The sequence below is a fragment of the Streptomyces sp. SYP-A7185 genome (genome assembly GCF_046103685.1).
Lineage (GTDB): Bacteria > Actinomycetota > Actinomycetes > Streptomycetales > Streptomycetaceae > Streptomyces.
Genome location: NZ_CP122310.1, coordinates 5,690,571 through 5,715,188 on the forward strand (window position 1 = coordinate 5,690,571; position 24,618 = coordinate 5,715,188).

The 24,618-nt window shown below is 71.4% G+C and carries 20 protein-coding genes and 1 riboswitch; of the genes, 9 read left to right on the forward strand and 11 right to left on the reverse strand.

Annotated elements, in window-relative coordinates:
* Positions 1-392 precede the first annotated feature (392 nt).
* On the reverse strand, positions 393-752 hold the full coding sequence (locus QBL25_RS25070) for a chorismate mutase (protein ID WP_409059218.1): 360 nt from the start codon (positions 750-752) through the stop codon (positions 393-395).
* Positions 753-1,342: 590 nt separating this feature from the next.
* Between QBL25_RS25070 and guaA the strand changes: the two genes are divergently transcribed.
* Positions 1,343-2,929, forward strand: a complete 1,587-nt coding sequence (gene guaA, locus QBL25_RS25075) for a glutamine-hydrolyzing GMP synthase (RefSeq protein WP_409059219.1) — start codon at positions 1,343-1,345, stop codon at positions 2,927-2,929.
* 92 nt (positions 2,930-3,021) lie between these two features.
* On the opposite strand, the gene QBL25_RS25080 is transcribed toward guaA, so the two are convergent.
* Positions 3,022-3,495, reverse strand: a complete 474-nt coding sequence (locus QBL25_RS25080; RefSeq protein WP_409059220.1) for a pyridoxamine 5'-phosphate oxidase family protein — start codon at positions 3,493-3,495, stop codon at positions 3,022-3,024.
* A gap of 163 nt (positions 3,496-3,658) precedes the next feature.
* Between QBL25_RS25080 and QBL25_RS25085 the strand changes: the two genes are divergently transcribed.
* From QBL25_RS25085 to QBL25_RS25095, 3 genes are all read left to right on the forward strand, one after another.
* Positions 3,659-4,444, forward strand: a complete 786-nt coding sequence (locus QBL25_RS25085) for a class II aldolase/adducin family protein (protein ID WP_409059221.1) — start codon at positions 3,659-3,661, stop codon at positions 4,442-4,444.
* Positions 4,445-4,607: 163 nt separating this feature from the next.
* Positions 4,608-5,873: a hypothetical protein gene (locus QBL25_RS25090; RefSeq protein WP_409059222.1), complete on the forward strand. Its 1,266-nt coding sequence runs from the start codon at positions 4,608-4,610 to the stop codon at positions 5,871-5,873.
* A 156-nt stretch (positions 5,874-6,029) separates the two neighbouring features.
* Entirely contained in the window at positions 6,030-6,554 is a 525-nt protein-coding gene (locus QBL25_RS25095) for a DoxX family protein (RefSeq protein ID WP_409059223.1), read from the forward strand.
* A 6-nt stretch (positions 6,555-6,560) separates the two neighbouring features.
* Here QBL25_RS25095 and QBL25_RS25100 read toward each other — a convergent pair whose 3' ends face one another.
* Entirely contained in the window at positions 6,561-6,884 is a 324-nt protein-coding gene (locus tag QBL25_RS25100) for a hypothetical protein (protein ID WP_409059224.1), read from the reverse strand.
* Complete coding sequence (locus tag QBL25_RS25105) at positions 6,871-8,211, reverse strand: PspC domain-containing protein (protein ID WP_409059225.1); 1,341 nt, start codon at positions 8,209-8,211, stop codon at positions 6,871-6,873. The genes QBL25_RS25100 and QBL25_RS25105 overlap by 14 nt, the downstream gene beginning before the upstream one ends.
* 183 nt (positions 8,212-8,394) lie before the next feature.
* On the opposite strand from QBL25_RS25105, the gene QBL25_RS25110 reads away from it, so the two are divergent.
* Complete coding sequence (locus QBL25_RS25110) at positions 8,395-9,684, forward strand: PspC domain-containing protein (RefSeq protein WP_409059226.1); 1,290 nt, start codon at positions 8,395-8,397, stop codon at positions 9,682-9,684.
* Positions 9,681-10,499, forward strand: coding sequence for a LuxR C-terminal-related transcriptional regulator (locus tag QBL25_RS25115; RefSeq protein WP_409059227.1), 819 nt, complete (start codon positions 9,681-9,683; stop codon positions 10,497-10,499). Before QBL25_RS25110 ends, QBL25_RS25115 begins: the two co-directional genes overlap by 4 nt.
* A 61-nt stretch (positions 10,500-10,560) precedes the next feature.
* On the opposite strand, the gene QBL25_RS25120 is transcribed toward QBL25_RS25115, so the two are convergent.
* Both QBL25_RS25120 and QBL25_RS25125 read right to left on the reverse strand, forming a co-directional pair.
* Positions 10,561-11,205: a hypothetical protein gene (locus QBL25_RS25120; RefSeq protein ID WP_409059228.1), complete on the reverse strand. Its 645-nt coding sequence runs from the start codon at positions 11,203-11,205 to the stop codon at positions 10,561-10,563.
* Between the two features lie 97 nt (positions 11,206-11,302).
* Positions 11,303-12,346, reverse strand: a complete 1,044-nt coding sequence (locus QBL25_RS25125; protein WP_409059229.1) for an NlpC/P60 family protein — start codon at positions 12,344-12,346, stop codon at positions 11,303-11,305.
* 321 nt (positions 12,347-12,667) lie between these two features.
* Here QBL25_RS25125 and QBL25_RS25130 point away from each other — a divergent pair, with 321 nt between their 5' ends.
* On the forward strand, positions 12,668-13,021 hold the full coding sequence (locus QBL25_RS25130; protein WP_409059230.1) for a hypothetical protein: 354 nt from the start codon (positions 12,668-12,670) through the stop codon (positions 13,019-13,021).
* 165 nt (positions 13,022-13,186) lie between these two features.
* Here QBL25_RS25130 and QBL25_RS25135 read toward each other — a convergent pair whose 3' ends face one another.
* Positions 13,187-14,395, reverse strand: a complete 1,209-nt coding sequence (locus QBL25_RS25135; protein ID WP_409059231.1) for an NlpC/P60 family protein — start codon at positions 14,393-14,395, stop codon at positions 13,187-13,189.
* Between the two features lie 7 nt (positions 14,396-14,402).
* A riboswitch (cyclic di-AMP (ydaO/yuaA leader) is annotated at positions 14,403-14,560 on the reverse strand.
* Positions 14,561-14,802: 242 nt separating this feature from the next.
* On the opposite strand from QBL25_RS25135, the gene QBL25_RS25140 reads away from it, so the two are divergent.
* Positions 14,803-17,382, forward strand: a complete 2,580-nt coding sequence (locus QBL25_RS25140; RefSeq protein ID WP_409059232.1) for an ATP-dependent DNA helicase — start codon at positions 14,803-14,805, stop codon at positions 17,380-17,382.
* 21 nt (positions 17,383-17,403) lie between these two features.
* Here the strand turns inward: QBL25_RS25140 and QBL25_RS25145 are convergent, their stop codons facing one another.
* Both QBL25_RS25145 and QBL25_RS25150 read right to left on the reverse strand, forming a co-directional pair.
* Positions 17,404-19,053, reverse strand: a complete 1,650-nt coding sequence (locus tag QBL25_RS25145) for a M23 family metallopeptidase (protein WP_409059233.1) — start codon at positions 19,051-19,053, stop codon at positions 17,404-17,406.
* A gap of 206 nt (positions 19,054-19,259) precedes the next feature.
* A complete protein-coding gene (locus QBL25_RS25150; protein ID WP_409059234.1) occupies positions 19,260-20,114 on the reverse strand; it encodes a lipase family alpha/beta hydrolase in 855 nt (284 codons plus the stop codon).
* 404 nt (positions 20,115-20,518) lie between these two features.
* On the opposite strand from QBL25_RS25150, the gene QBL25_RS25155 reads away from it, so the two are divergent.
* Positions 20,519-20,935, forward strand: coding sequence for a cobalamin B12-binding domain-containing protein (locus QBL25_RS25155; RefSeq protein ID WP_160506729.1), 417 nt, complete (start codon positions 20,519-20,521; stop codon positions 20,933-20,935).
* 314 nt (positions 20,936-21,249) lie between these two features.
* On the opposite strand, the gene QBL25_RS25160 is transcribed toward QBL25_RS25155, so the two are convergent.
* Together QBL25_RS25160 and QBL25_RS25165 are read right to left on the reverse strand one after the other, a co-directional pair.
* Positions 21,250-22,926, reverse strand: coding sequence for a DUF5691 domain-containing protein (locus QBL25_RS25160; protein ID WP_409059235.1), 1,677 nt, complete (start codon positions 22,924-22,926; stop codon positions 21,250-21,252).
* 261 nt (positions 22,927-23,187) lie between these two features.
* Positions 23,188-24,570, reverse strand: a complete 1,383-nt coding sequence (locus QBL25_RS25165; RefSeq protein WP_409059236.1) for an SWIM zinc finger family protein — start codon at positions 24,568-24,570, stop codon at positions 23,188-23,190.
* Between the last annotated feature and the right edge of the window lie 48 nt (positions 24,571-24,618).

The following is a 24,618-nucleotide window of genomic DNA, read 5'->3' on the forward strand; positions in this document are numbered from 1 at the left end:
GGACTCGGGGGGATCCGGGCTGGGGGGGCCGGGGTCCGAGGGAGGAAGCGGAGGGACTGGGGGGCCGGGAGGGACCGGAGGACCGGGAGGGACCGGGGACGGAGGCCGGTCGGCTTCGGGCGTCCCCGAAGCCGACCGTTCCCTGGGTGACCGGGCTGCTGTCCCCTGCCGTCCGGTCACGTCTCTGGAGCGAGGTCCCACGGCACACACCAGGTGTGTGCCTCATCGCTCCAGCGGAGCCACGCGTGGTTTTTCCGTGCCCGCCCCTGGCTGGCACGGACATCGGGACCAACGAAGCCCCTGAGGACCTGGTCACGCGCCGTACGGGTGAGAGCGGACCCGAACTCAGGTCCGGTGCTTTCCGGCGGTGCGCCGGTGGTGCCGCGAGGCGCTCAGACCCGGCCCCTGCACAGCTCCAGGAGCGTCATCGCGAGCGAGGTGCCGGGCTTGCCGAGCGCGTCCCTGTAGTGGGCGAGGACCTCCATCTCGCGCGAGAGATTGACGCGGCGGCCGCCCGAACCGATCCGGGCCTCCTGGATGACGGCCGACACGGCCATCCGTTCCTGTACGAGACCGATGATCCGGTCGTCGAGTGCGTCGATGCGCTCACGAGCGCCCTCGATCACGTTGGCGGCCTCGGGGGTGCGGGCGCCGGTCTTGTCGGTCGTGGCGATGCTCATCTGGGGGCTCCTCGTCGGATGTGGATTCCGGTGATCGCGGTCTGATGCCGGTGGAGTGCCCCGGAGCGACAAGGCCCGGAAACGACAGAACGCCCCGGGCCTTGTCGGCCCGGGGCGCCTGGGAAGTCGCTTGTCAGTGGATCAAGCAGCTCGACCATGGCAGCCGGCGGGCCGGTTGCCATAGGTAAAGAGGAAGCTCAGGTGCTTGGTCACGAGGCAAGTATGCCCCTCTGTGCGCGTCCCTGGTCAACACGGGCCGCCCGACGGCTCGGATGCTGAGACGCGGGACGTCACGACTGGACGCCGGGCGCCTACCCCCGGCCCCCGGACGCCGGACGCCGGGTGTTGCGAGGTCGGACGCGGGGCGTTGCGAGGCGGATGGCGGACGTTGCGAGGTCGGACGCCGGGCGTCGTGAGGTCGGCCGCCGGGCGCCGGGTGTTGCGACGCACGCCGACCCCCGTCCGCCGGACGTCGCGATGCGGATGGCGGGCGTCGCGATGCGGATCGCGATGCGGATGGCGGTGGCTGCGGGCGTGCGCTCCGTCGGATGCGACGAAAGGGGTGTCCGCGAGCCCGTTAGAATCGACAAAACAGACCCCCTGCTCACGCACGAGCCCCAGCTCACGCTCAAGCTCACGCTCAACGCCGGAAGGCCGCCGCCGTGCCATCAGCGTCCCCCGCTGCCGCCGCTCCCGACACCGTTCTGGTCGTCGACTTCGGAGCGCAGTACGCCCAGCTCATCGCCCGCCGCGTCCGCGAGGCCCGGGTCTACAGCGAGATCGTGCCGAGCACCATGCCGGTCTCCGAGATGCTCGCGAAGAACCCCGCCGCGATCATCCTCTCCGGCGGCCCCTCGTCGGTGTACGCGGACGAGGCACCGCGCCTGGACCGCGCGATCTTCGAGGCCGGCGTCCCCGTCTTCGGCATGTGCTACGGCTTCCAGCTGATGGCGACGACCCTCGGCGGCACCGTCGACAACACGGGCGCCCGTGAGTACGGCCGCACGCCCCTGCACGTCTCCAAGTCCGGCTCGACCCTCTTCGAGGGCACCCCGGACGAGCAGTCCGTGTGGATGTCGCACGGCGACGCGTGCAGCGCGGCGCCCGAGGGCTTCGCCGTCACCGCGTCCACGGACGTCGTGCCGGTCGCCGCCTTCGAGGACGACGAGAAGAAGCTGTACGGCGTGCAGTACCACCCCGAGGTCATGCACTCCACGCACGGCCAGCAGGTGCTCGAGCACTTCCTCTACCGTGGCGCGGGCCTGAAGCCCGACTGGACCACCGGCAACATCGTCGAGGAGCAGGTCACCGCGATCCGCGAGCAGGTCGGCACCAAGCGTGCGATCTGCGGCCTGTCCGGCGGCGTCGACTCCGCCGTGGCCGCCGCCCTCGTGCAGAAGGCCATCGGCTCGCAGCTGACCTGCGTGTACGTCGACCACGGTCTGATGCGCAAGGGCGAGACCGAGCAGGTCGAGAAGGACTTCGTCGCCGCCACGGGCGTCCAGCTCAAGGTCGTCGACGCGCAGGAGCGCTTCCTGAACGCGCTGGCCGGGGTCTCCGACCCCGAGCAGAAGCGGAAGATCATCGGCCGCGAGTTCATCCGCGTCTTCGAGCAGGCCCAGGCGGAGATCGTCGCCGAGGCCCCGGGCGACCAGCCCGTCGAGTTCCTGGTCCAGGGCACGCTCTACCCGGACGTCGTCGAGTCCGGCGGCGGCACCGGCACCGCGAACATCAAGTCCCACCACAACGTGGGCGGCCTCCCCGAAGACCTCGAGTTCCAGCTGATCGAGCCGCTGCGCCAGCTCTTCAAGGACGAGGTGCGGATGGTCGGACAGGAGCTCGGCCTGCCGGACGAGATCGTCCAGCGCCAGCCCTTCCCGGGCCCCGGCCTCGGCATCCGCATCGTCGGCGACGTCACCAAGGAGCGCCTCGACCTGCTCCGCGAGGCCGACGCCATCGCCCGCGAGGAGCTGACCGCCGCCGGTCTCGACCGCGAGATCTGGCAGTGCCCCGTGGTGCTGCTCGCGGACGTGCGCAGCGTGGGCGTGCAGGGCGACGGCCGGACGTACGGCCACCCGATCGTGCTGCGGCCCGTCTCGTCCGAGGACGCCATGACCGCCGACTGGTCGCGCCTTCCGTACGACGTCCTCGCGAAGATCTCGACGCGCATCACGAACGAGGTCGCCGACGTGAACCGCGTCGTCCTCGACGTCACGAGCAAGCCGCCGGGCACCATCGAGTGGGAGTAGTCCCCGAGGCCCGGCCGAGGACCGACCGGTCCGAAGAGGCCTGAACGCCGGTGCCGCCGTCCTTCCCCCGGGGCGGCGGCACCGGCGTTTCCTCAGGTCCGCCTGGTCGTTCGCGCCGGCGCCCCCGGCTTCCACGTCTGCACCGCCAAGTACTTCCCGTCCTCGATGTACGTCCTGACCACCTCCGTCAGCTCCGTACGGAAAAGATGGAACGGCTCCGGCGGCTTGACCTCCCCGACGTAGCGCGCGATGACCGCGGGGTCCTCGACCTCGACGGCCCGTCCGGAGATCCGGATGTCGCCCCCGGCCATCTCCGTGCCCGGCCCCGGGTTCGCCTGGACCGAGAAGCGCGGATCGCGGCGCAGGTCGAGCGCCTTCATCGAGTCCCACATCATCCCGAGCCAGAACTCCCCGTGCAGGAAACGGACTTCCAGCCCGGTCGTGCGCGGTGATCCATCCTTGCGGAGCGTCGCCAGAACATGGTGCGTGAACAGGCCGAACCGCTCCTCCGCGGTCCGCGCGAAGGCGGGCTCTGCAGCACTGAAGGTTGCCCAGTTCGTCGTCATACGGCGAGTGTCCCGCCGATACCCGACACCTCCTGTCCGCAATCGCGCACCGAATTGCGCCCGGCCTCGCGCCCCGGCTGCGCACCCTCTTCACAGGGTGCCCCTGTCTTCCTGGGCTGACCGGCGGTAACTTCCGCTCCGTACAGCCAGGGATGGAGGACACATGCAGGCGCCCACACCGATACCCGTCGAGCGGTTGCAGTTCGCGATGCCGCCGGTGCACGACTCGCCGGCCGACGAACGGCGACACCGCAAGGAACGGCTCGCCGGGGCCCTGCGGATCTTCGGACGGCTCGGCTACGAGGACGGGGTGTCCGGGCACATCACCGCGCGGGACCCGGAGCACGAGGACTGCTTCTGGGTGAACCCCTTCGGGATGCCCTTCAAGCACGTCACCGTGGGCGATCTCGTCCTCGCCAACGCGGAGGGGCAGGTCGTCGAGGGCCGCCACCACGTCAACCAGGCCGCCTTCACCGTCCACGCCCAGGCGCACCTGGCGCGGCCCGACGTCGTCGCCGTCGCCCACTGCCACTCGCTGCACGGGCGCGCCCTGTCCACACTCGGCGAACTCCTCGACCCCATCACCCAGGAGGCCTGCGCCTTCTACGAGAGCCACGCGCTCTACGACGGCTACACGGGCGTCGTCGTGGACGCGGCCGAGGGCCGGCGGATCGCCGCCGCGCTCGGCGACCACAAGGCCGTCATCCTGCGCAACCACGGGCTGCTCACCGTCGGCGACTCCGTCGACGCCGCCGCCTGGTGGTTCCTCACGATGGAGCGCTCCTGCCAGGTCCAGCTGAGCGCGCGGGCCGCGGGCCGCCCGATCCTCATCGGTCACAAGCAGGCGGTGGCGACGCGCGAGCAGCTCGGCAGCGACCTCGTGGCCTGGATCAACTACCAGTCCCTCTGGCAGGACATCAGCCGCAGCGAACCGGATCTGCTCGCCTGAGCCCTGCCCCACGCCTCCCGTCGTCAACACACGCACGGGCGATTCACCCGCGCTGACCTGACCCGGGGAGTCCGATCGTCTTCCAGTACGGCACAATCCCCTTTCATCGCAAGGAAGTTCACGTTTCGGGGCTCGAACGAGGGCGGGGAAGGCGGCGTACGCGGTGGCGGTGCAGGAGGCGCGGCAGGGCGCACACGGGGGCGGCTGCACATGTGGTGACTGCCCGCACGGCGCGCGTGAGGGGCATCGGCGTGCCGTGGCCGCGTTCCTCGCCAAGCGCGACGAGCTGGCGGCGGGGCACGGGCTGCCCGCGGCGGTGGCCCACTCGGCGGGCGCTTCCCGGCAGTGGGTGTCGGACGAGCTGACCCAGTCCGCCCGCGCCGTCGCCGAACGCGGCAGGGCCGACGGCGACGCCTGGCTCGGCCGCCTCTGGCGCCGCACGGCCGGCGTGACCTGGGTGGCCGTGGGCGTCCTGCTCCTGGTCCAGGCGCTCACCGCGATCGGCACCGGGTGGACCCTCGCCCGGACCGCCGGGCTGCTCGCGGCCGTACTCGTCGGTGTCCTGCTGACCGGTGCCGGATACGTCCACCGGGCGCGCGGCGGCATCCTCGCGCCGCTGATCGGGGAGGACAACCGCCTCTCCACCTCCCGCGCGGTCGCCGCCTGTTGGGTCCTCCTCGTCGTCTTCGCCGTACTCGTCCTGGCCGGCGAGCTCGCCGGGGCGTCGGGCCACCGCGAGCGCGACGCGCTGATCGCCGGACTCGACCTCGCCCGCGCCGCCGGTGCCGTGACCGTCCTCGCCGTGGCCTGCGGGGTCGCCGTGCTCGTACGCCGCGTGGTCGGCCTGCGCGTCCTCGGCCAGCGGTTGCAGAAGGTGCCCGCCGACCGGCCCCGGGCCGCCGACCTGCTCACCGACGACGCGGGCCGCGGCAGCTTCGCGGACGCGCAGTACGTCCTGGTCAGCGCCGTCGCCATGATCTTCGCCGCCGTACGCCTCGCGCGCCGTCCCGAGCAGCTGCCCGACCTGCCGTGGGGGCTTGCGGTCCTCGTCCTGGTGTCGGCGGCCACATACCTCGCGGGGAAGTACGCCGAGGGCGGCCGGCCCGTGATCCTCTCCGTGGTGCGTGCCCGGGAGGCGGGCGACCTGGACGCCCCCATCCGCACGGGCGACGACATCGAGATCCGCGGCGCCGGATTCGTGCCCCCGGGCGCGCAGACCGCCGACCGGCTCGCCCGGATGGTCGTCCGCATCGGCACCGTGCACGTCCATGTGCCGCTCGTCCCCGTGCCGGGCGGGTTCACCAACCCCACCGACGCGGCCCTGACCGTCCCCGTCCCGGTCGACGTGGAGCCGGGGCGCGTCGACGTCCAGGTGATCACGGCCGCCGGAGTGGAGACCAACCGTTGCGCGATCGACGTCACGGACTGAGCCACGCGTCGGGCAAGGGTCCGAAGACCCCGGCTCCGTTTCGGTCCGGACGTCGCGAATTCGGTGCAAGCCACTGAGCAGGGCCCCCTCTTCGTACGTATCGTCAGATGACGGGTCAATGGGCGAGGCGGGTCAACGGGAGAGGCGGCGAGAGCGATGGCTCACGGCATGCGTACCGACAGCCACACCAGCTACGTCAGAAGCAGCGGCTGGCGGGAGAGCGCCTCCCGGTACGCCCTGCTGCCGCTCCGGATCTTCCTCGGCGTCACGTTCATCTACGCGGGCCTGGACAAGCTCAGCGACAGCGCCTTCATGTCATCCGGCGGCGCCGGCTCCATCGGCGAGATGATGGAGGGCGTCCGTGACATCTCCGCCGTCCCGGCCCTCGTCGACCTCGCCCTCAAGAGTCCGGTCGGCTTCGGCTACGCCATCGCCCTCGGCGAGCTGGCCGTCGGCATCGGCACCCTCGTCGGCCTGTTCGCCCGCATCGCCGCGCTCGGCGGCGCGCTGATCTCGCTCAGCCTCTGGCTGACCGTGAGCTGGTCCACCGAGCCGTACTACTACGGCAACGACCTGGCCTATCTGATGGCCTGGCTCCCGCTCATCCTCGCCGGAGCGGCGGTCTTCTCGCTCGACGCGATGATCGCGACCCGGCGGAGGCACACCTCGGGACTGGGCTGACCGGAGTCAGGCGTCCTTGGAGCTGCCGCCCGGGCGGTCCGCCGTGTGGTCCACCGGGCGATCCGCCGTGTGGTCCACCGGGCGGTCCGATATGAGGTCCGCCGTGGAGGGAGGGGTGTGATCCGTCGCGCGGGCGGCGGGCCTGCCGCGTATGCCGTAGGAGACCGCTGCCGCCGCCCCGCCGAGCAGGAGCCCCGCGAGCAGCAGCGGGAAGGCCACGAACCACGGGGTTTCCCAGATACCGCCCGCGTCGCCCGCATAGGCGACGGACGCCACCAGCAGGAACAGACCGAGGACCAGCTTGCCGGGATGGAACTCATGACGTAGCACGGGTCACCTCCACCTGTCCGATGCCCATTTCGACGTGCAGCTCGAGCGTGCCGCCGTCCTTGCCGCCCCCGACGGGGTTCAGCATCACCGACTTCTCCTTGCCCGGAGCGATGTCCACGTCCCGCTTCGGGTCGTCAGGCAACCGGATGTCACCGACGCCCACTTCGACGTCCAGCCGCACCGTGCTGTCCTTCGGCACGATCACCTTCAGCTGGCCCGCTCCCACCTCGGCACCGGTGCTCAGGGTCTCTCCCTTGGCGGGGCCCGCGCGGGTCAGGTCGAGCGTGCCGAGACCCGATCCCAGTTCGTACCGCGGCTCGACCTCACTTGCCGCGGTCGGTTTCCACTCGGTCTCCACCCAGGTGGTGCTGATGTCCTTGGGCAGCGCCGCCGCACCCGCCAGCAGCCCTGCCGTGATCACCGCCATGACGATCGAGCCCACGCCCGTGCGCCCGAGGAAGGCGCTGAGCGCGATGCCGATGCCGAACACCCCGAGCGCGAGGGCCAGGCCGGTCTGCAGGCTGGTGCCGAGCGACTGCTCCTCCCACGTGAGGCCGGTGCCGAGCCCTCCGGCGAGCAGCGCTCCCAGGAAGATGAAGCCGCCGATCCAGCGCGGGCCGCGCGGCTTGGGCCGGGGGGACGGCTCCTCCGGAGCACGCTGCCGAGGCCGGCCGTGCGGAGGGTCGGGCTGATACTCGACGGTCACTCCCGCGGGCCCCCAGAAGTAACCCGAGATGCCGTCGTGCGTGCCGTCCTTGACGATCGGGTCCCGCCACCACGAAGGGGCGCCCGCCACCGGCGGAGCCTTCGCCTCGGGCGGCGCGTCCGCCACCGCCTGGGCCGCCACCGGGTCGGGGTCGGTCGTGCCCCGCTGCTGCGACCAGTACCCCGCGCCCGCGAGGAGCAGCGCGAGGACGGCCGCGAAGGTGAGCGCACCGCCGTTGTTCAGCAAAGAGAGGAAGACGCCGCAGCCGACGAGCGCGAAGAGCACGGCCGTCAGGGCCTGGCCGTCCACACGGCCGGAGAGGAGCCTGCGCGCCTCGTTCTCCTCCTCGTCGTCGAAGGGGACGAACAGCCACGCGAAGCCGTAGAAGACGAGGCCGAGCCCGCTGGTGACGGAGAGGAGCGCGAGCCCGATCCGGAAGATCACCGGATCCATGTCGCAGTGCTGACCGAGCCCCGCGCACACGCCGCCCAGCTTCTTGTGCCGGCGGTCGCGGCGGAAGGCCCGCCCGGCCATCGGCACACCCGGCTCCTGCGCCGTGGCGGCACGAGGATCGCGCGGCGCGGCCTGCGGGCCCGTCCCGGCGGGCTGCTCGTCTGTCATGTGTCCATGGTGACGGGCCGGACGCCGTGGCGGCAGTCGGGACAACCCTGGCCGAACCCTGAGATCGCCCCTGACACGCCCCTGCCCCGACCTCCCGGTCCCGCCGTCCGGGGCGGAGATCAGGGACGTCTCGGGGGTCGACCCTGATGCCCGTGCCCGCGTACGCGTGTGAATATCGGAGACATGCCGGAAGCCGCAGCAGTATCCATCGAAGACGAGCGGCCGCTGCGAAAGCTCTATCGCAGCGGTGACGGTCGTTGGCTCGGCGGTGTCGCGCGCGGCCTGGCCGGCCATCTGGGGCTGCCCGTCGTGTGGGTGCGGCTGATCTTCGCCGGTCTGTTCATGGCGGACGGCCTCGGTGCTCTGCTGTACGCGGCGTTCTGGTTCTTCGTGCCCCTCGGCGTGGGCGGCGTCGACGCCAAGGGCCCGCCCGCCGCCGTCACCACCGAGACATCGCCGGACGGACGCCGCAAGCTCGTCGCCCGCAAGCCCGACAAGGGCCAGCTCGTCGCGCTGCTCGCGATGGTCATCGTCGCCATGATCTTCGTCGGCAACGTCGACCTGGGCAGCTCGACCAAGGCCTACGTCTGGCCGACCCTGCTCGTCGCCGCCGGTGTCGCCCTGGTCTGGCGGCAGGCGGACAACGCCCGCCGGGCCCGCTGGATGGCCGTCGGCCGCCGCAGGCGCACCCTGACCATCGCACGGGCGTGCGCCGGAGTGCTGCTCGTCGGCGCCGGGGTCTCCGGCATCGTCGTGTTGCAGGGGTCCACCTCGCACCTCAGCTCGGTGCTTCAGGCCGCGCTCGCCGTGCTCGTCGGCGTCGCGCTGCTCGCCGGCCCCTACCTCGTCCGCATGATGCAGGACCTCTCCGAGGAGAGGCTGATGCGTATCCGCGCGCAGGAGCGGGCGGAGGTCGCCGCCCATGTGCACGACTCGGTGCTGCACACCCTGACCCTGATCCAGCGCAACGCGGAGAACGCCGGAGAGGTGCGCCGCCTGGCCCGCGCCCAGGAGCGCGACCTGCGCCAATGGCTCTACAAACCCGAGGGCACGGGCAAGGACGAGGCGGACGAGCCCGACACCCTCGCCGAGGCGGTCCGGCGCGACGCCGCGGAGGTGGAGGACAAGCACGGCGTCCCCATCGAGGTCGTCATAGTCGGCGACTGCCCGCTGGACGACCGCCTGACGGCACAGACGCAGGCCGCGCGGGAAGCAATGGTGAACGCCGCCAAGTACGGTGGCGAAGGCGGTGCGGTGCAGGTCTTCGCCGAAGTCGAGGGGGAGACGGTGTTCGTGTCCGTCCGGGACCGCGGCCCCGGCTTCGATCTGGATTCCGTGCCGGACGACCGCATGGGCGTACGAGAATCGATCATCGGCCGTATGCAGCGCAACGGCGGCACGGCGCGGCTGCGCGCGGTGCCGGGGGGCGGCACGGAAGTCGAGCTGGAGATGGAGAGGACGGCGACGACATGAGCGACGCGAGCGAGCCCGTGGGGCCCAGGGGCGGATCAGAGAGCGCGGCCGAGGCGAACCCGCAGGCAGGGGCGCCCGAACCGGCTCAGTCCGCCGACGCCACGGCCGAGGCGGCCGAGGCGGGCGGGGCTTCCGCGGGCGGTGACCCGGAGGGCCGCCGTGCGCGCGTCGTGCTCGTCGACGACCACCGGATGTTCCGGACGGGCGTCCAGGCGGAGATCGGCAGGACCGCGATCACCGGAGTCGAGGTCGTCGGAGAGGCCGCGGACGTCGACCAGGCGGTCACGGTCATCACCACCACACGCCCCGAGGTCGTCCTCCTCGACGTGCACCTTCCGGGCGGCGGCGGCGTCGAAGTGCTGCGCCGCTGCGCGCCGTTGATGTCCGACGCCGAGCGGCCCGTGCGGTTCCTCGCGCTCTCCGTCTCGGATGCGGCCGAGGACGTCATCGGGGTCATCCGCGGCGGTGCCCGCGGCTATGTCACCAAGACGATCACCGGTACGGACCTGGTCGACTCCATCTTCCGGGTGCAGGACGGCGACGCGGTGTTCTCGCCGCGCCTGGCCGGGTTCGTCCTCGACGCTTTCGCGTCGACCGACGCGCCGCCGGTCGACGAGGACCTGGACCGCCTCACGCAGCGCGAGCGGGAGGTACTGCGGCTGATCGCGCGCGGGTACGCGTACAAGGAGATCGCCAAGCAGCTGTTCATCTCGGTGAAGACGGTCGAGTCGCATGTGTCGGCGGTGCTGCGGAAGCTCCAGCTCTCCAACCGGCACGAGCTGACCCGGTGGGCGACGGCACGGCGACTGGTCTGACGGGCCTGCCGGACCTGACGGGCCTGGCTCGTTCCGCGGGCCTCAGGCCCGGTGGGGTGCGTCAGTGGTGCGCGCCGTCGGGCATCGAGGCCGGGGCGGGGCTCAGTTTCCGTATCGCCCAGCGGTAGTGGCCGACCGCCTTGGTGATGCCGATGAGGCCCGTCAGCCACAGGATGAGGCCCGTGCCCATGCCGAGCGCGACGTCGCTGTACGAGTCCCGGCCGGGCTCGGCGTAGGCGGCGGCCGCGAAGGACGCCCACAGGCCGAGCGTGCTCACGGCGAGGGACGACAGGAGCCAGCACAGGCTGAGTCCGGGGGAGCGCAGGGCGGAGTCCGACGCGGGGTGGCTGTCCAGCGCCAGCCAGCTGTCGGTGAGTTCGCGGATCTTCCGGTCCTTGCGGATGCCGGCGACGACGCCGATGACCGAGGGGGCGAGGGCCCCGAGGCCCAGGACGGCGCAGAGCGGGACCATCACGAAGGCCGTCACGTCGTGGTCCTCGATCATTTCGAGCGGCACCGTCAGGAGCGCCCAGCCGATGACGCCGCCGAGTGCGCACAGCCAGAGCAGCAGGAGGCGATGCACGCCCAGGCTCCGCTTGCGCAGGTCTTCGAGGGCGATGCCGCGGTCGTACAGCAGCGCGCTCCGGTCCGGCCAGGTGCGCAGATGGACGGGCGGCGGAGGCGGAGGCAGCGTACGGCGGGGCATGCCCCTGACAGTACCTGCGGGCCCGGGCGGCTTTCCGAGCCACCCGCGCGGCCCGCTGAGCCACCCGCGCGGCACGACAAACGACCCACGAAGCCCGTCAGGACACCCGCGTGGCTCCCGCGAACGGCATCTGGCTGATCGGTGCGAGGCGGACGGGGGCGCTCGGGTTCGGGGCGTGGATCATCTGGCCGTTGCCCACGTAGAGGCCCACATGGCTGATGCCCTGGTAGAAGAAGACCAGGTCGCCCGGCTGGAGTTGGGAGCGCGGGACGCGTTCGCCCGTGGCGATCTGCGCGTACGTCGTGCGCGGCAGCTCGACGCCGGCCGACCGGTAGGCGGCCTGGGTGAGCCCGGAGCAGTCGAAGGCGTCGGGGCCGGTGGCGCCCCACACGTACGGGCTGCCGAGTGCCTTGTAGGCGTACGAGACGGCCGCTGACGCACGGGCGTCGGCGGCCTTGGGCGGGGTGCCCGATACGCCGTCGCGGCCCGCCGTGCGGGATGCCCTGTCCTCGCCCGTGACCTCCGCGCGCTGTTCGCCGGTGAGCTGCGACAGGAGCCGCTTGGCCGCGTCGAGCTTTCCCGTCACCGTCTTCTTGTGCCGGTTCAGCTCCGCCTGGCGGGACTTGAGGTGCGCGAGGGTGGTGTCGGCCTCGGTGCGCAGCTGCTCGATCTCCTGGAGCTGCTTCTGGACGCCGGCGACGGTCGCGGCCCGGCGGCTGTCCGCCCGGTCGGCGAGCGCGGCGCGTTCGAGGTACTGGTCGGGGCCGGAGGAGAGCGCGAGCTGGACGGACGGGGCGATGCCGCCGCTGCGGTACTGCGCCGCCGCCAGCGAACCGAGGCCCTCGCGCGCCGCGTTGAGCTTCTCCGTCTTGCGGGCCGCCTCGTCGCGCAGCTCGCCCAGGGACTTCTCGGCGTTCTCGGCCTTCTCCTTGGCGCCGTTGTACTTCTCGGTGGCGACCTCTGCCTCGCGGTAGAGCGCGTCGACCTTGGACTTCACCTCGGCCGGGCTGAGCCGCGGATCCGCGTGTCCCGTGCCGTCGAAGGCGGTGGCCGTCGCGGCCCCGGCGAGGGCGATGGTGGCGGCGGTGCGGGCCGTATGGCCACTGAGCGAGCGCTGTCTGGGCTTGCGGTGCGCTGCCACGAAGGGGGGCTCCTTAAGGTTCCGGCGGCGGCCCGCACAGGGGGGACGGACCGCCGCCGGATTCTCGGCGGAGGTGGCCGACTGCCGCCCCTGGTCCGAGCGGCGGTGGGGAGCCGGTCACCTGACGAAGGACGCTAAACCTGACCGTCACGGGTTGGTGTCGGACTGTGCGCTACTGGCGGAAGTGCGTCGACAGGTGCCTCTTTGTGACCGCGCGATCCGCTGAGCCGCATGGCCTTCGCGTAGACCTGTGACCGATGTGGAGCTTGGGGCCCACCTGGCTACGGAGGGGTGCTAGGGCCCCGGCTAGGCTCCGCAACCATGGACGTTCTCACCCATCTCTTCGTCGGCCTGCACATCATCGGCATCGCCTCCCTCCTGGGCGGCTTCCTCACCCAGATGAAGCAGATGGGCCAGGGCACGGCCCGCTTCGTCCCCGCGATGCTTCACGGCGCGCTCACTATGCTCGTCACGGGCGTGATCCTGGTGGGTCTCAACCAGGCGGACGACAGCCCCGTCAACAACGTCAAGATCGGCATCAAGATGGCCGTCCTGATCGTGATTTTGGCGCTGGTCTACGTGAAGCGGGACGAGGAGAAGGTGGACAAGGGGATGTTCGGCGCCGTCGGTCTGCTGACCGTCGCGAACATCTTCATCGCGGTCCTCTGGACCTGATCCGCGGTCCTCGAGACCTCATCCGCGGCCTTCTGGACCCGAACCGCAGTGCTCCGGACCCGATCCGCGGTGCTCTGGGCTTGAGTCCGGAAAGCCAACCGACCCACTACGCGCGCGTGGCCCGCATCCCCCCGGGAATGCGGGCCACGCGCGCGTAGGTGGGCTTCAGGCGGGCCGCACCACGCTGTGGATCGGCATGTAGTAGATCGACTCGACGCGGACGTTCGCACCCGGCTTCGGGGCGTGGATCATCTTGCCGTCGCCGATGTAGATCCCCACGTGGCTGATGTCGTCGTAGAAGAAGACCAGGTCACCCGGCTTGGCGTCGGCAGTCTTCACGGTCGTGCCGACCTTCACCTGGTCCCACGTCGTGCGCGGCAGGGAGATCCCCGCCGCCTTCCACGCGTCCTGGGTGAGCCCGGAGCAGTCGTACGAGTCGGGGCCGGTGGCACCCCACACGTACGGCTTGCCGATCTGGGCCTCGGCGAAGTCGATCACCTTCGCGGCCTTCGTCGCGTAACCGCTGTCCGTACCGCCTGAGCCAGTGCCCGTGCCGGCCCCCGAACCCGCGCCGGTGCCGGACTCGGAGCCCGTGTCCGGGGTCTCCTTGTCCTGCTCGCGCTCCTTGGCCGCGGCCTCTTCCGCCGCCTTGCGCTTGGCCTCCGCCTCGGCCTCCTGCTTGCGCGCCAGCTCGGCGGCCTTGCGCTTGGCGGCTTCTTCCTTCTTCTTCTCGATCGCCGCGAGCCGCGCCTTCTCCTCGGCGGTCAGCTGCGAGAGCATCGTGCGCGCCTGGCCCAGCTTCTTCTGGACGGTCTGCTTGCTCGTCCTGAGGTCGTCCCGCGAGTCGCTCAGCGTCTCCAGGCTCTTGGTGGCCTTGGTGCGCTGCTTCGTCGCCGAGGCCTGCTGCGTCTGGTAGTCGTCGACAGCCCTCTTCTGGCGCGCGGTCAGCCGGTCGGAGAGGTGGTTCTGATCGAAGAACGACTGAGGGTCGTCGGCGAGCATCATCGTGGCGGTTTCGGAGACACCGCCGGTGCGGTACTGGGCCGCGGCGAACGTGCCCAGCTGGCGCCGGGCCTCGTTCAGCTTGTCGGTGCGCTCGGCCACGTCGTCGAGCAGCGTGTCCACCTTCTTGCGCTGCTTGTCGGTGCGCTCCTTGGCCGAGTTGTACTTCTGGGTGGCCACGCCCGCCTGGTGGTAGAGGTCGTCGACCTTCTTCTGGACTTCTTCGAGGCTGGGCTTCTGCGGAGCGGACGGTGCCGCCTGCGCGCTCTGCGACAACAGGGCCACAGAGGTCAGGGCCGCCGTCGTGATGCCGAGGGCGGGAGTGGCGCGTAGGCCGGCCATGCGGGTCCGCGGCTTGCGGTGCGACGCCAAGGGAGGCGACTCCTTCCGTAGACCGCCTACCGGGTTAGCTGTCGGGTTCGGGCGGGTGATTCCGGAAGGTTGCCCTACGGTCCCGTACTGCGTACGGGACCGATTCACCCCAAGTTCTTGGTGGGTCCCCGGCTCCGAGGAGATCGAACTCGGCGGAGGCCGCCCGTTCCCGGCGGGGTTCGCCGGTGGGAGTACGAGCAGCCCGGGCAGCAACCTAGCCAATTCGTGTGGCCCGTGTGAAGGTTGATGTTCGATATGCCCGATACGTTTTCGTTACTTTAAGAAGCGCTTGACGCGGGCACGCCGTGCCGTTGCGGAACGTGACGGTCCGCGGGCGGGGCGTATCCGGCCGGAGGTATCGGAACCCGGGGCGGGTTGTCAGTGGGGCCGCCTAGACTCGGGAGGCGATGAGCAGCCTCTTTGATGACAGCTTCCTGGCGGACCTCCAGCCCTCGCGGGCTTCGGAGGGGGAGCCCCCGCCGCCGCCCGAGGACAGTGCCCCGGAATCCATTCCGGACGACCTGTTCGACGGGAAGTTCGACGCGCCCGCACCCCGGGACGCGCACTACCGCGACGGTGCCCCACGCCCCGTGATCGACCCGGCGGCCCTGCTCGACGGGCTGAACGAGAACCAGCGCGCGGCCGTCGTGCACGCACACTCCCCGCTGCTCATCGTCGCGGGCGCCGGCTCCGGCAAGACCCGGGTCCTGACGCACCGCATCGCGTATCTCCTGGCCGAGCGGCACGTGCACCCGGGCCAGATCCTGGCGATCACGTTCACGAACAAGGCCGCGGGCGAGATGAAGGAGCGTGTCGAGCAGCTCGTCGGCCCTCGGGCCAACGCGATGTGGGTGTCGACGTTCCACAGCGCGTGCGTGCGCATACTGCGCCGCGAGTCGAAGACGATCGGCTTCACCTCCTCCTTCTCGATCTACGACGCCGCCGATTCCAAGCGCCTGATGGCGCTGGTCTGCCGTGATCTGGACATCGACCCGAAGAAGTTCCCGCCGAAGTCCTTCAGCGCCAAGATCTCGAACCTGAAGAACGAGCTGATCGACGAGGAGACCTTCGCGGGCCAGGCCGCCGACGGTTTCGAGAAGACCCTCGCTCAGGCGTACGCGATGTACCAGTCGCGCCTGCGCGAGGCGAACGCCCTCGACTTCGACGACCTGATCATGACGACGGTCAACATGTTCCGTGCGTTCCCGGACATCGCCGCGCACTACCGCCGCCGCTTCCGCCACGTGATGGTCGACGAGTACCAGGACACCAACCACGCCCAGTACGCCCTGGTGCGCGAGCTGGTGGGCCCCTCCGGGGGCGAGGGCGACGACCCCGCCGAGCTGTGTGTCGTGGGTGACGCGGACCAGTCGATCTACGCCTTCCGCGGCGCCACGATCCGCAACATCCTCCAGTTCGAGGAGGACTACCCGGACGCGACCACGATCCTCCTGGAGCAGAACTACCGCTCCAGCCAGACGATCCTGACCGCCGCCAACGCCGTCATCGAGCGCAACGAAAGCCGCCGCCCCAAGAACCTGTGGACCAACGCGGGCGAGGGCGCGGGCATCATCGGATACGTCGCCGACACCGAGCACGACGAGGCGCAGTTCGTCGCCGACGAGATCGACCGGCTCACCGACGCGGGCGACGCGAAGGCGGGCGACGTCGCGATCTTCTACCGGACGAACGCGCAGTCCCGTGTCTTCGAAGAGATCTTCATCCGCGTCGGCCTGCCCTACAAGGTCGTCGGCGGCGTCCGCTTCTACGAGCGCAAGGAGGTCCGGGACGTCCTCGCGTATCTGCGGGTGCTGGCCAACCCGGAGGACTCCGTCCCGCTCCGCCGAATTCTGAACGTACCCAAGCGGGGCATCGGCGACCGCGCGGAGGCCATGATCGACGCGCTCTCGCAGCGCGAGAAGATCTCCTTCCCGCAGGCGCTGAAGCGCGTCGACGAGGCGTACGGCATGGCGGCCCGCTCGGCGAACGCCGTCAAGCGGTTCAACGTGCTCATGGAGGAGCTGCGGACCATCGTCGAGTCCGGTGCCGGGCCCGCCGTCGTCCTGGAAGCCGTGCTCGAACGCACCGGGTACCTCGCCGAGCTCCAGGCCTCGACCGACCCGCAGGACGAGACGCGCATCGAGAACCTCCAGGAGCTCGCCGCCGTGGCCCTGGAATTCGAGCAGGACAGCAGCGCGGCCAATGCCGCCGGTGACGTCGGCGACGGCACGGGCGAAGGCACCGAAGGCACGGGGGAGACCGAGGCCGCGGAGGACCCGACCGAGGGCACCGACGACGCCGACGAGGGCGCGGGCACGGGCGTGGCGGGCACGCTCTCCGAGTTCCTGGAGCGCGTCGCGCTCGTCGCCGACTCGGACCAGATCCCGGACGAGGAGGACGACGGCTCCGGGGTCATCACGCTGATGACGCTGCACACCGCCAAGGGCCTCGAGTTCCCGGTCGTCTTCCTGACCGGCATGGAGGACGGCGTCTTCCCGCACATGCGCAGCCTCGGCCAGGTCAAGGAGCTGGAGGAGGAGCGCCGTCTCGCCTACGTGGGCATCACGCGCGCGCGTGAGCGGCTCTATCTGACGCGGTCCTCGATGCGCAGCGCCTGGGGACAGCCCTCGTACAACCCGCCCTCGCGCTTCCTGGAGGAGATCCCGGAGACCCATCTGGACTGGAAGCGGAAGGGTTCCGTCGGCGCACCGGCGTCCTCGTTCTCCGGGCCGACTGCCGGAATTGCCTCCTCCTTGTCGTCGTCGCGCTCGCGGACCGGGGGCGCGCAGGGCTTCGCCACGCGCCGTGCCTCGGAGAAGCCGGTGGTCGCGCTGGCGGTCGGGGACCGGGTCACGCACGACCAGTTCGGCCTGGGGACCGTGGTCGGGGTGAAGGGCACGGGCGCGAACGCCGAGGCGACGGTGGACTTCGGAGAGCCCAAGCCGAAGCGCCTCCTCCTGAGGTACGCGCCGGTGGAGAAGCTTTGACGCCGCGGGCGGCGGTTTGAGTTACGTCGGGTCGAGGCCGTGGCTGCGCAGCCACGGCAGCGGGTCGATCGCCGAGCCGCCGGCCGGGCGCACCTCGAAGTGCAGGTGCGGTCCGGTCGAGTTGCCGGAGTTCCCGGAGAAGGCGATGGGTTCGCCCGCCTTGACGGGGCCGCTGGAGATCTTGTGCGTGGAGAGGTGGCAGTACCACGTCTCCGTGCCGTCCTTGGCGGTCACGATCGCCATGTTGCCGTAGGCGCTGTTCCACTTCGTGGAGACCGTGCCGTCGGTGGCGGCGAGCACCTCGGTGCCGTACGACACCGGGAAGTCGATCCCGGAGTGCGCCGACATCCAGTTGACGCCGGCCTGTCCGTAGTACGCGCTCAGGCCGTGCTGCTTGACCGGGAGCGAGAACTTGGGGCGCAGGCGCTCCTTGCGTGCGGCTTCCTCGGCGGCCTTCTTCTCGGCGGCGACCTTCTCCGCCTTGAGGTCGATGCGCTCCTGGGTGCGGCTCGCGCGGTCGGCGAAGTCGCCGGCGTCCGCGGAGAGGTTCGCCAGCTGCGTGTCGAGCTTGTTGTTGGCCGCGGAGGGCTGCACCGACGTGGGGTCGGGGGCCGATGCCGCCTGCGTCTCCTTGCCGTCGTCGCCGCCGAAGTTGCCCACGGACGCGGCGGCGATACCGGCGACGCCCATCACGCAGGCCGAGGGCACGGCGACGGTGAAGAGAGCGGAGCGCTTGGCGGGGGAGCGGCGGCGGGACCGGGAGCGCGAGCCGTAAGAGCGGTCCATGACCGGCGGTTCGTCGTCCGCGGCCCGGCGGACGGGCTCGACCGGACCGAGTGAATCGGCGGGAGCCTCGTCGGGCGTGAACTCGTGCTCGGCGGGAGCGGGTTGGGCATATGCCTCGGAGAGATGCGAGGCGGAGGCGTACGCATCGGAGGCGTAGGACCCGGTGTCGTAAGGCGAATGCTCGTACGGTTCGGGTGACTCGTACGAGTCGGGCGTTCCTTGCGTCCCGGGCGTGTCCTGGGCCTCGTACGCGCCGAGGGTCTCGTGCGTGGCGGGAGGCTCGTGCGCCTCAAGCGTCTCGGTGGTGCCGTAGGCCTCGTGCGCCCCGGTGGACCCGTAGGCCATGTCCTGGCCGCCGGAGTTCCACGCGGTCGCGTCGTACGCGCCGGTGTCGAAGGCCTGGGTCTCCCACTGGCCGGTCTGCTGCGGCTGGTTCCAGGCGGTGGAGTCCCACTGACCGGTGGAACCGTCGGGGCCGGGCTGGGCCGGGATGTCGGCGGAGAGGTGCTGATAGCCGCCGGTGGACCACATGGCCGTGGTGTCGTACCCGCCGGTCTCGTAGCCGGCGGTGTCGTACGCGGCTTGGTGCTGCGCGGCGTACGGGTCGTGGTTCAGCGTCTGTTGCGTCCCCGTGGTCGACCACCGGCCGGTGTCGTACGAACCGCCGGGCATGTCGCCGAAGAGGGGGTCGGACGCGAAGCTTCCGGTGTCGTGACCGGCCGTCGCATAGCTGCCCGTGGTTTCGAAGCTTCCCGTGGAGTAGCCGTCGTAACCGGTGTAGGCGCCGTGCGCGGTGCTCTGCGGGTCATACGCCGCGTAGGGCGCATGGTCGGCGGGTGCCGAGGCCGGGGGTGTCGAGCTCCCCGACGGGTGACGGTCGTTCACCAACTTCTCTTTCGCCTCGGCAGCAGGGGCAGAGCAGTGCGGTGACTGTACCCGGCGGTATGCGGGCGCGACAATCTTCGGCAGGTTTCACGCTCTCAGGAAACGGGCATTCGGACGCCTTTCGGCGGTCGGCGGGCACAGCTTTGGCCCTGCGTTCGAGCTCCGTTCGACAAATTTCCCTCGTTGCGAGGTCTGCGAGCTGCTTCTCAGGCCACGGTCAGTCCGTTCCGCTCGTCCGTCGCGGCGCTCCCCGTGGCGGGCAGATCGAGGGCCTGGCGGATGCCGGCGGCGACCGCGGGATGCACGGGAAGGGCGAGATGACCGATTCCCGAGACGCGGACGTTCTGTGCGATCAGGTCGGGATGGTTGACGCAGGCCGTCTCCAGCGGGGCCATCAGCTGGTCAAGGTCGCTCCAGAAGCTCACGAAGCGGGTCCGGCAGCCCGGCGCGGGCTCGCGCAGCTCCTGGATCACGTCCGAGCCGGGGCGCATCTGGCGCACGATCGGGTGCGCGTCGGCCAGCGGCACGACACGCGTTCCCTCGTGTGGGGTACCGAGAGTGACCAGGGTGCGGACGCGCTCGTCGCCGCCGAGGCGCTGCGCGTAATAGCGGGCTATGAGGCCGCCGAGGCTGTGCCCGACGATGTCCACCCGGTGGTGTCCCGTGCGCTCGCAGATCTCCTCTATATGGCGGCCGAGCAGCTCGGCCGCGGTGCGGATGTCGCAGGTGAGAGGGGAGTAGTTGAGGGACTCCACGTGCTGCCCGCCGTGCTGGGCCAGGGAGCGGCGCAGCAGGACGAAGACCGAGCGGTTGTCGATGAAGCCGTGCAGGAGGACGACCGGCGGCCGGTCCTGCGCGGGGAGCCGGGGCGCGTCGTGGGAGGCCAGTTCGGCCACGACCCTGCGTTCCTGGGCGATGCCCGAGGGGTAGAGGAGAAGGTGGCCGGCGAGGATCGCCACCTCCAGTGCGGTCGCCTTCAGCAGGGCCACGGAGAGCCCCGCCAGTCTGGCGGGCAGCAGAAAACAGGGCGGGCGAAAGGGTAAGACCCTCGTGATGGTCATGGTCGACCTCCCGGTCGGCACGCGGGAGGACGGCTCCGGCCCCCGTGTGCCCATAGTGGAGAGGCGTGGCAGAGGTCGTACGACGATGCGTGCTCGGCGCCGGTGGCGCTCCGCACACCGGCGTGATCGCCGATGTGCCGCATCACCACGGCGCGCGGCGGACGGCGCGGTGGCACGGCGACCTCGTTGCGGCTCCCCTTGCGCCGTCCCCGATGCGGTCCGCATGCCGCTGGATACGGGGGTGGCGCGCAGCGAACGTGTCCCATCGTGTGATTTCCCCCTCGCTCTCCACCGTGAAACTGCCGGGTGAGAGATGCTGGAGATAACGTTCGTTCACTTCCCCGGCCGGTGCGGCACGGGGTGCCAGTGCTTGGACAGATGGATATCGGTACATGGAGGCAGTGATGGGTGTGGCAGCCGGTCCGATCCGCGTGGTGGTGGCCAAGCCGGGTCTCGACGGTCATGATCGCGGCGCCAAGGTGATCGCGAGGGCACTGCGTGACGCGGGTATGGAGGTCATCTACACCGGCCTGCACCAGACACCCGAGCAGGTCGTGGACACCGCGATCCAGGAGGACGCCGACGCGATCGGCCTGTCCATCCTCTCCGGTGCGCACAACACGCTCTTCGCGCGCGTGATCGAGCTCCTCAAGGAGCGCGACGCGGAGGACATCAAGGTCTTCGGCGGCGGCATCATCCCCGAGGCGGACATCGCGCCGCTCAAGGAGAAGGGCGTCGCGGAGATCTTCACGCCCGGAGCGACGACGGCCTCGATCGTGGACTGGGTCCGGGCGAACGTCCGCCAGCCGGCGGGCGCCTGAGAGGCGTCGTTTCAGTCGGCGGGTGTCTGCGAGCCATCGCGCCGGTTGGCAGCTGCCTGAGAGCCACCGCGCCAGCCCGCGGCTGCCTGAGAGCCAGCGCACCAGTCGGCGGGTGTCTGCGAGCCGGCGCACCAGTCGATGGCTGGCTGAGAGCCGGCGTGCCGGGGCGGGAGTGGCTGCGGGCCGCCACGATTCGGCGGGGGCGCCTGAGAGCTGCCGTGCTGCGGTGGGGGTGCCCGGCACCCTCTGCTGGCCGTGCTCAACGACCTGCTCCGGTTCGGTGACGGGAGCGCCTGACGCGGTGAGGGAGGTGCCTAGGATGACGGCACCTCCGGCTCTTCCGGCGGCGCGCCCGTGTTCCCGGGCCCCGCGCCCAGCTCCGCCCGCATCGCCGCGCGTAGACGCAACGTACTGACCAGCCGCTGGAACGCCTCCGACCAGTAGCCGCCCGCGCCGGGAGACGCGTCCTCCGGCTCGTCCGGTATCGCGGTCAGCACGTCGAGACGGACCGCCTCCGCCGGGTCGAGACAGCGCTCGGCCAGGCCCATCACCCCGCTGAAACTCCAGGGGTAACTCCCCGCGTCCCGCGCGATGTTCAGTGCGTCCACCACGGCCCGGCCCAGCGGCTCCGACCAGGGCAGGCCGCACACGCCGAGCAGCTGGAAGGCCTCCGAGAGGCCGTGCGTGGCGATGAACCCCGCGACCCACTCCGCCCGCTCCCCGGCGGGCAGCGCGGCCAGGAGCTTCGCGCGTTCGGCGAGCGAGGCCGCGCCGGGCCCCGCCGCGTCGGGGGACGAGGGAGCGCCGAGCAGCGCCCGGGACCAGACCGCGTCCCGCTGCCGCACCGCGGCACGGCACCACGCGGCGTGCAGCTCGCTCTGCCAGTCGTCGGCCACGGGCAGCGCCACGATCTCGGCGGGGGTACGCCCGCCGAGCCGCTCGGGCCAGACGCCGAGCGGGGCAGCCTCCACCAACTGGCCGAGCCACCAGGAGCGTTCTCCCCGCCCGGCCGGGGGCTTCGGGGTGACGCCGTCGCGCTCCATACCCGCGTCGCACTCGTGCGGTGCCTCGACCGTGAGGGTCGGCAGGGCCTTCGTGCCCTGCGCGTGGTCGATGGCCACGCAGGACGCGGCCCGGTCCGCCATCCGCGCGGCCAGGGCGGAGGAGGGGAGCGCGGAGAGGAGCTCGGCGGCCGTGGCGCGGACGTTGCGGCTGCGGTCGGTGAGGGCCTGCTCCAGGAACGGCTCGTCGGCGTCGCACAGGTGGGTGCGCAGGGAGTCGAGGAACATCAGACGGTCCTCGGCGCGCTCCGTGCTCCAGGTGGAGGCGAGCAGATCCCGGGCGGCCGCCGGGTCATGGGACCGCACGGCACCGAGCAGCGCGACGCGCTCGGCGAAGAGCCCCTCCTCCCAGAGCTGCTGGACCTGCGCGGTCTCCTCCGGGGCGGGCAGGGCCACACCGCCGCCGGGGGTCGAGCGGAGCGCGAACTTCCAGTCCGGGTTGAGCCGGGCGAGCCACAGGGCCCGCGGGCCCGCGAAGGTGAGGGCCTGCGGTCGGATGTCCGTGCGCCCGCGGGCCGCGTTCAGGAGGGCCGGCAGCAGCTCGGGCGGGGCCGCGAAGCCGCGGTCGTTGGCCAACGCCAGCCACTGGGGCAGCAGTTCCATCAGGTCCGGTGCGGCGCCCCGGCGCCCGCCGCTGCCCGCTCCGGGGTGATCGGTGAGGAGCGTGGCGAGCCTGCGCCGCGCCGAAGGCGGCACCAGGGGCCTGGGATCGTCCGCGGCGGGTTCCGGAGGCGTGGCGGCGGGCGCCGGGGTCAGCCCCGCTCTGCGCCGCACGGTCTGCACCGCGGCCGCGTCCAGCAGGGCGGTCGGTGCGTCCCTGCCCTGGGCGCGTACGGGCGGCGTGCGGCGGTCGGTGCCGAGGAGCGCGGCGGTCACCAGGTCTTCCCAGGGGGTGACGGTCGCTTCGGTGAGTGCGGTGGTGCCGGTCATGTGGACTCCTCTCCCGGACGGATCTCCCGGTCCTTCGTGCGGATCTCTCGGTCCTTCGTACGGATGCGCTGTCTTGGATTGGGTGGCGGGTGACGCGGTCGCCGCCGCGTCGCGGTGATGCGCCGTCCGCTGCGGTGCACGCGACGGACCCGGCGCGGCCCTACGGGCCCGCCAGTGCGCGCGGCTCACGCGTCGACGCGCCCGGGGGACGCATCTGTTCCCCATGGCCGGTGGCGGTGCGGCGGGGGTGGGGCGTGGTGGTCAGCTCAGGGCCACCGCCTCTCCCGCTCCGCGCGGCCAGGCCGTCAGAGGGGTGAAGCCCTCGTGTCCACACTCGCCGAAGACCGTCACCGGAGCGCCTCCGGAGAGTGCCACCAGCCGCCACAGGCCCCCTCGGGACGCTGCGGAAGGGGTGACGGGCAGCGCCGATCCGCCTTCCGCATCCACCAGTTGCCAGCCGTCCGAGGAAAGCTCCGAGTGCGGGGTCGGTATCACGTCGTGCAACGTCACCGGCCAGGAGTCCAGCCAGGGGTCGTCCCGCAGCACCTCCCCGTAACGCCGCGCGGCCTGTTCCGTTCGGACGCCCGGCGGCCGGACCGCCGTCGGCGCGGGAGCACCGAATTGCTCGCCCAGATCGGCCCGCAGCTGGCCCGCACCCGGGTAGGAGGCGAGCTCGGCGTCCAGAGCCAGGCCCACCGGCAGCGCGAGCGCGGGTGCGCGGCCCGCCGCTCCGTACGACAGGAGCAGGGCCGTCCGGCCGGATTCCTCGCCGTGGAGCCATATCCGGCGCGTGGTGAGCTTGCTGTCCGCCGTGTCGTACTGCGCGAGCACCAGCCAGCGGTCACGCACCGGCGGGCCCTCCGCGGACGTGGGCAGGCCTATGCGGGAGCGGACCGTGGCCGCCAGGGCATCCGGCAGTTCTTCGCGGTGCAGCCAGCCCTGGGACAGCAGGTGGAGGAGCGCGCACTCCTCCAGCATCCGCACCGGCCAGCCGTGCCCCGAGGAAGGAATCGCTCCCAACTCCCGCACGCGCGCCGCGAGCCCGGGCGCCTGCGCGTCGACCATGCGGGCCGCGGTCTCCTCCCACAGCCCGTACCCCGTCTGCTCGGCGGCTGCCATGCCGCCCCGCAGCAGATCGGAGAGGCGCTGCTCCAGCTCCGTCACCCCCGCCGTGACCCGCTCGGCCCGCCGCTCCACCCTGCGGCGCGCGGCCTCGGGATCGGCGACCGGCGAGCCCGGCTGCGCGTCCGGCGCCCGCTTCGTCTCGGCTCTCTTACGCCGCCCCGCCAGCCACTCCTGCGCCCATCCCGGCGGCTGCGCGTCCGGCACCGCTCCGGCCGACCCGCCTTCGCCCGCCCAGAGCAGCAGCAGCCCGAGCGCGTGTTTGCACGGGAACTTCCGGCTCGGACAACTGCACTTGTACGCCGGGCCCGCGGCGCCGGTCATGTCCCCGATGTCGACGACCGTCTGATACGGCTTGCTGCCACTGCCCTTGCACAGTCCCCACACCGCCCCCTCGCCCGAACTGCCCGCCTCCGACCATGGACCGGCGACGCCGAGTTTGCTTCCCGCCTTGCGTGACGGGGCGTCAGGCGCCAAGGCCAGCACCTGATCCGCCGTCCAGCGCACCCCCTGCTGAGTCATGTCGTCGAAGGTAGATCCCGGCACTGACAATCGACCCAGCCATGGAGA

Excerpts from the sequence above, each read along its gene's own strand:
- QBL25_RS25105 (WP_409059225.1), bottom strand. The coding sequence starts at position 8,211 with ATGACAGACGAGCAGCCCGCCGGGACGGGCCCGCAGGCCGCGCCGCGC.
- QBL25_RS25120 (WP_409059228.1), bottom strand. The coding sequence starts at position 11,205 with ATGCCCCGCCGTACGCTGCCTCCGCCTCCGCCGCCCGTCCATCTGCGC.
- QBL25_RS25160 (WP_409059235.1), bottom strand. The coding sequence starts at position 22,926 with ATGACCGGCACCACCGCACTCACCGAAGCGACCGTCACCCCCTGGGAA.
- QBL25_RS25130 (WP_409059230.1), top strand. The coding sequence starts at position 12,668 with ATGGACGTTCTCACCCATCTCTTCGTCGGCCTGCACATCATCGGCATC.
- QBL25_RS25150 (WP_409059234.1), bottom strand. The coding sequence starts at position 20,114 with ATGACCATCACGAGGGTCTTACCCTTTCGCCCGCCCTGTTTTCTGCTG.
- QBL25_RS25110 (WP_409059226.1), top strand. The coding sequence starts at position 8,395 with ATGCCGGAAGCCGCAGCAGTATCCATCGAAGACGAGCGGCCGCTGCGA.
- QBL25_RS25115 (WP_409059227.1), top strand. The coding sequence starts at position 9,681 with ATGAGCGACGCGAGCGAGCCCGTGGGGCCCAGGGGCGGATCAGAGAGC.
- QBL25_RS25155 (WP_160506729.1), top strand. The coding sequence starts at position 20,519 with ATGGGTGTGGCAGCCGGTCCGATCCGCGTGGTGGTGGCCAAGCCGGGT.
- QBL25_RS25140 (WP_409059232.1), top strand. The coding sequence starts at position 14,803 with ATGAGCAGCCTCTTTGATGACAGCTTCCTGGCGGACCTCCAGCCCTCG.
- QBL25_RS25080 (WP_409059220.1), bottom strand. The coding sequence starts at position 3,495 with ATGACGACGAACTGGGCAACCTTCAGTGCTGCAGAGCCCGCCTTCGCG.
- QBL25_RS25085 (WP_409059221.1), top strand. The coding sequence starts at position 3,659 with ATGCAGGCGCCCACACCGATACCCGTCGAGCGGTTGCAGTTCGCGATG.
- QBL25_RS25095 (WP_409059223.1), top strand. The coding sequence starts at position 6,030 with ATGGCTCACGGCATGCGTACCGACAGCCACACCAGCTACGTCAGAAGC.
- QBL25_RS25165 (WP_409059236.1), bottom strand. The coding sequence starts at position 24,570 with ATGACTCAGCAGGGGGTGCGCTGGACGGCGGATCAGGTGCTGGCCTTG.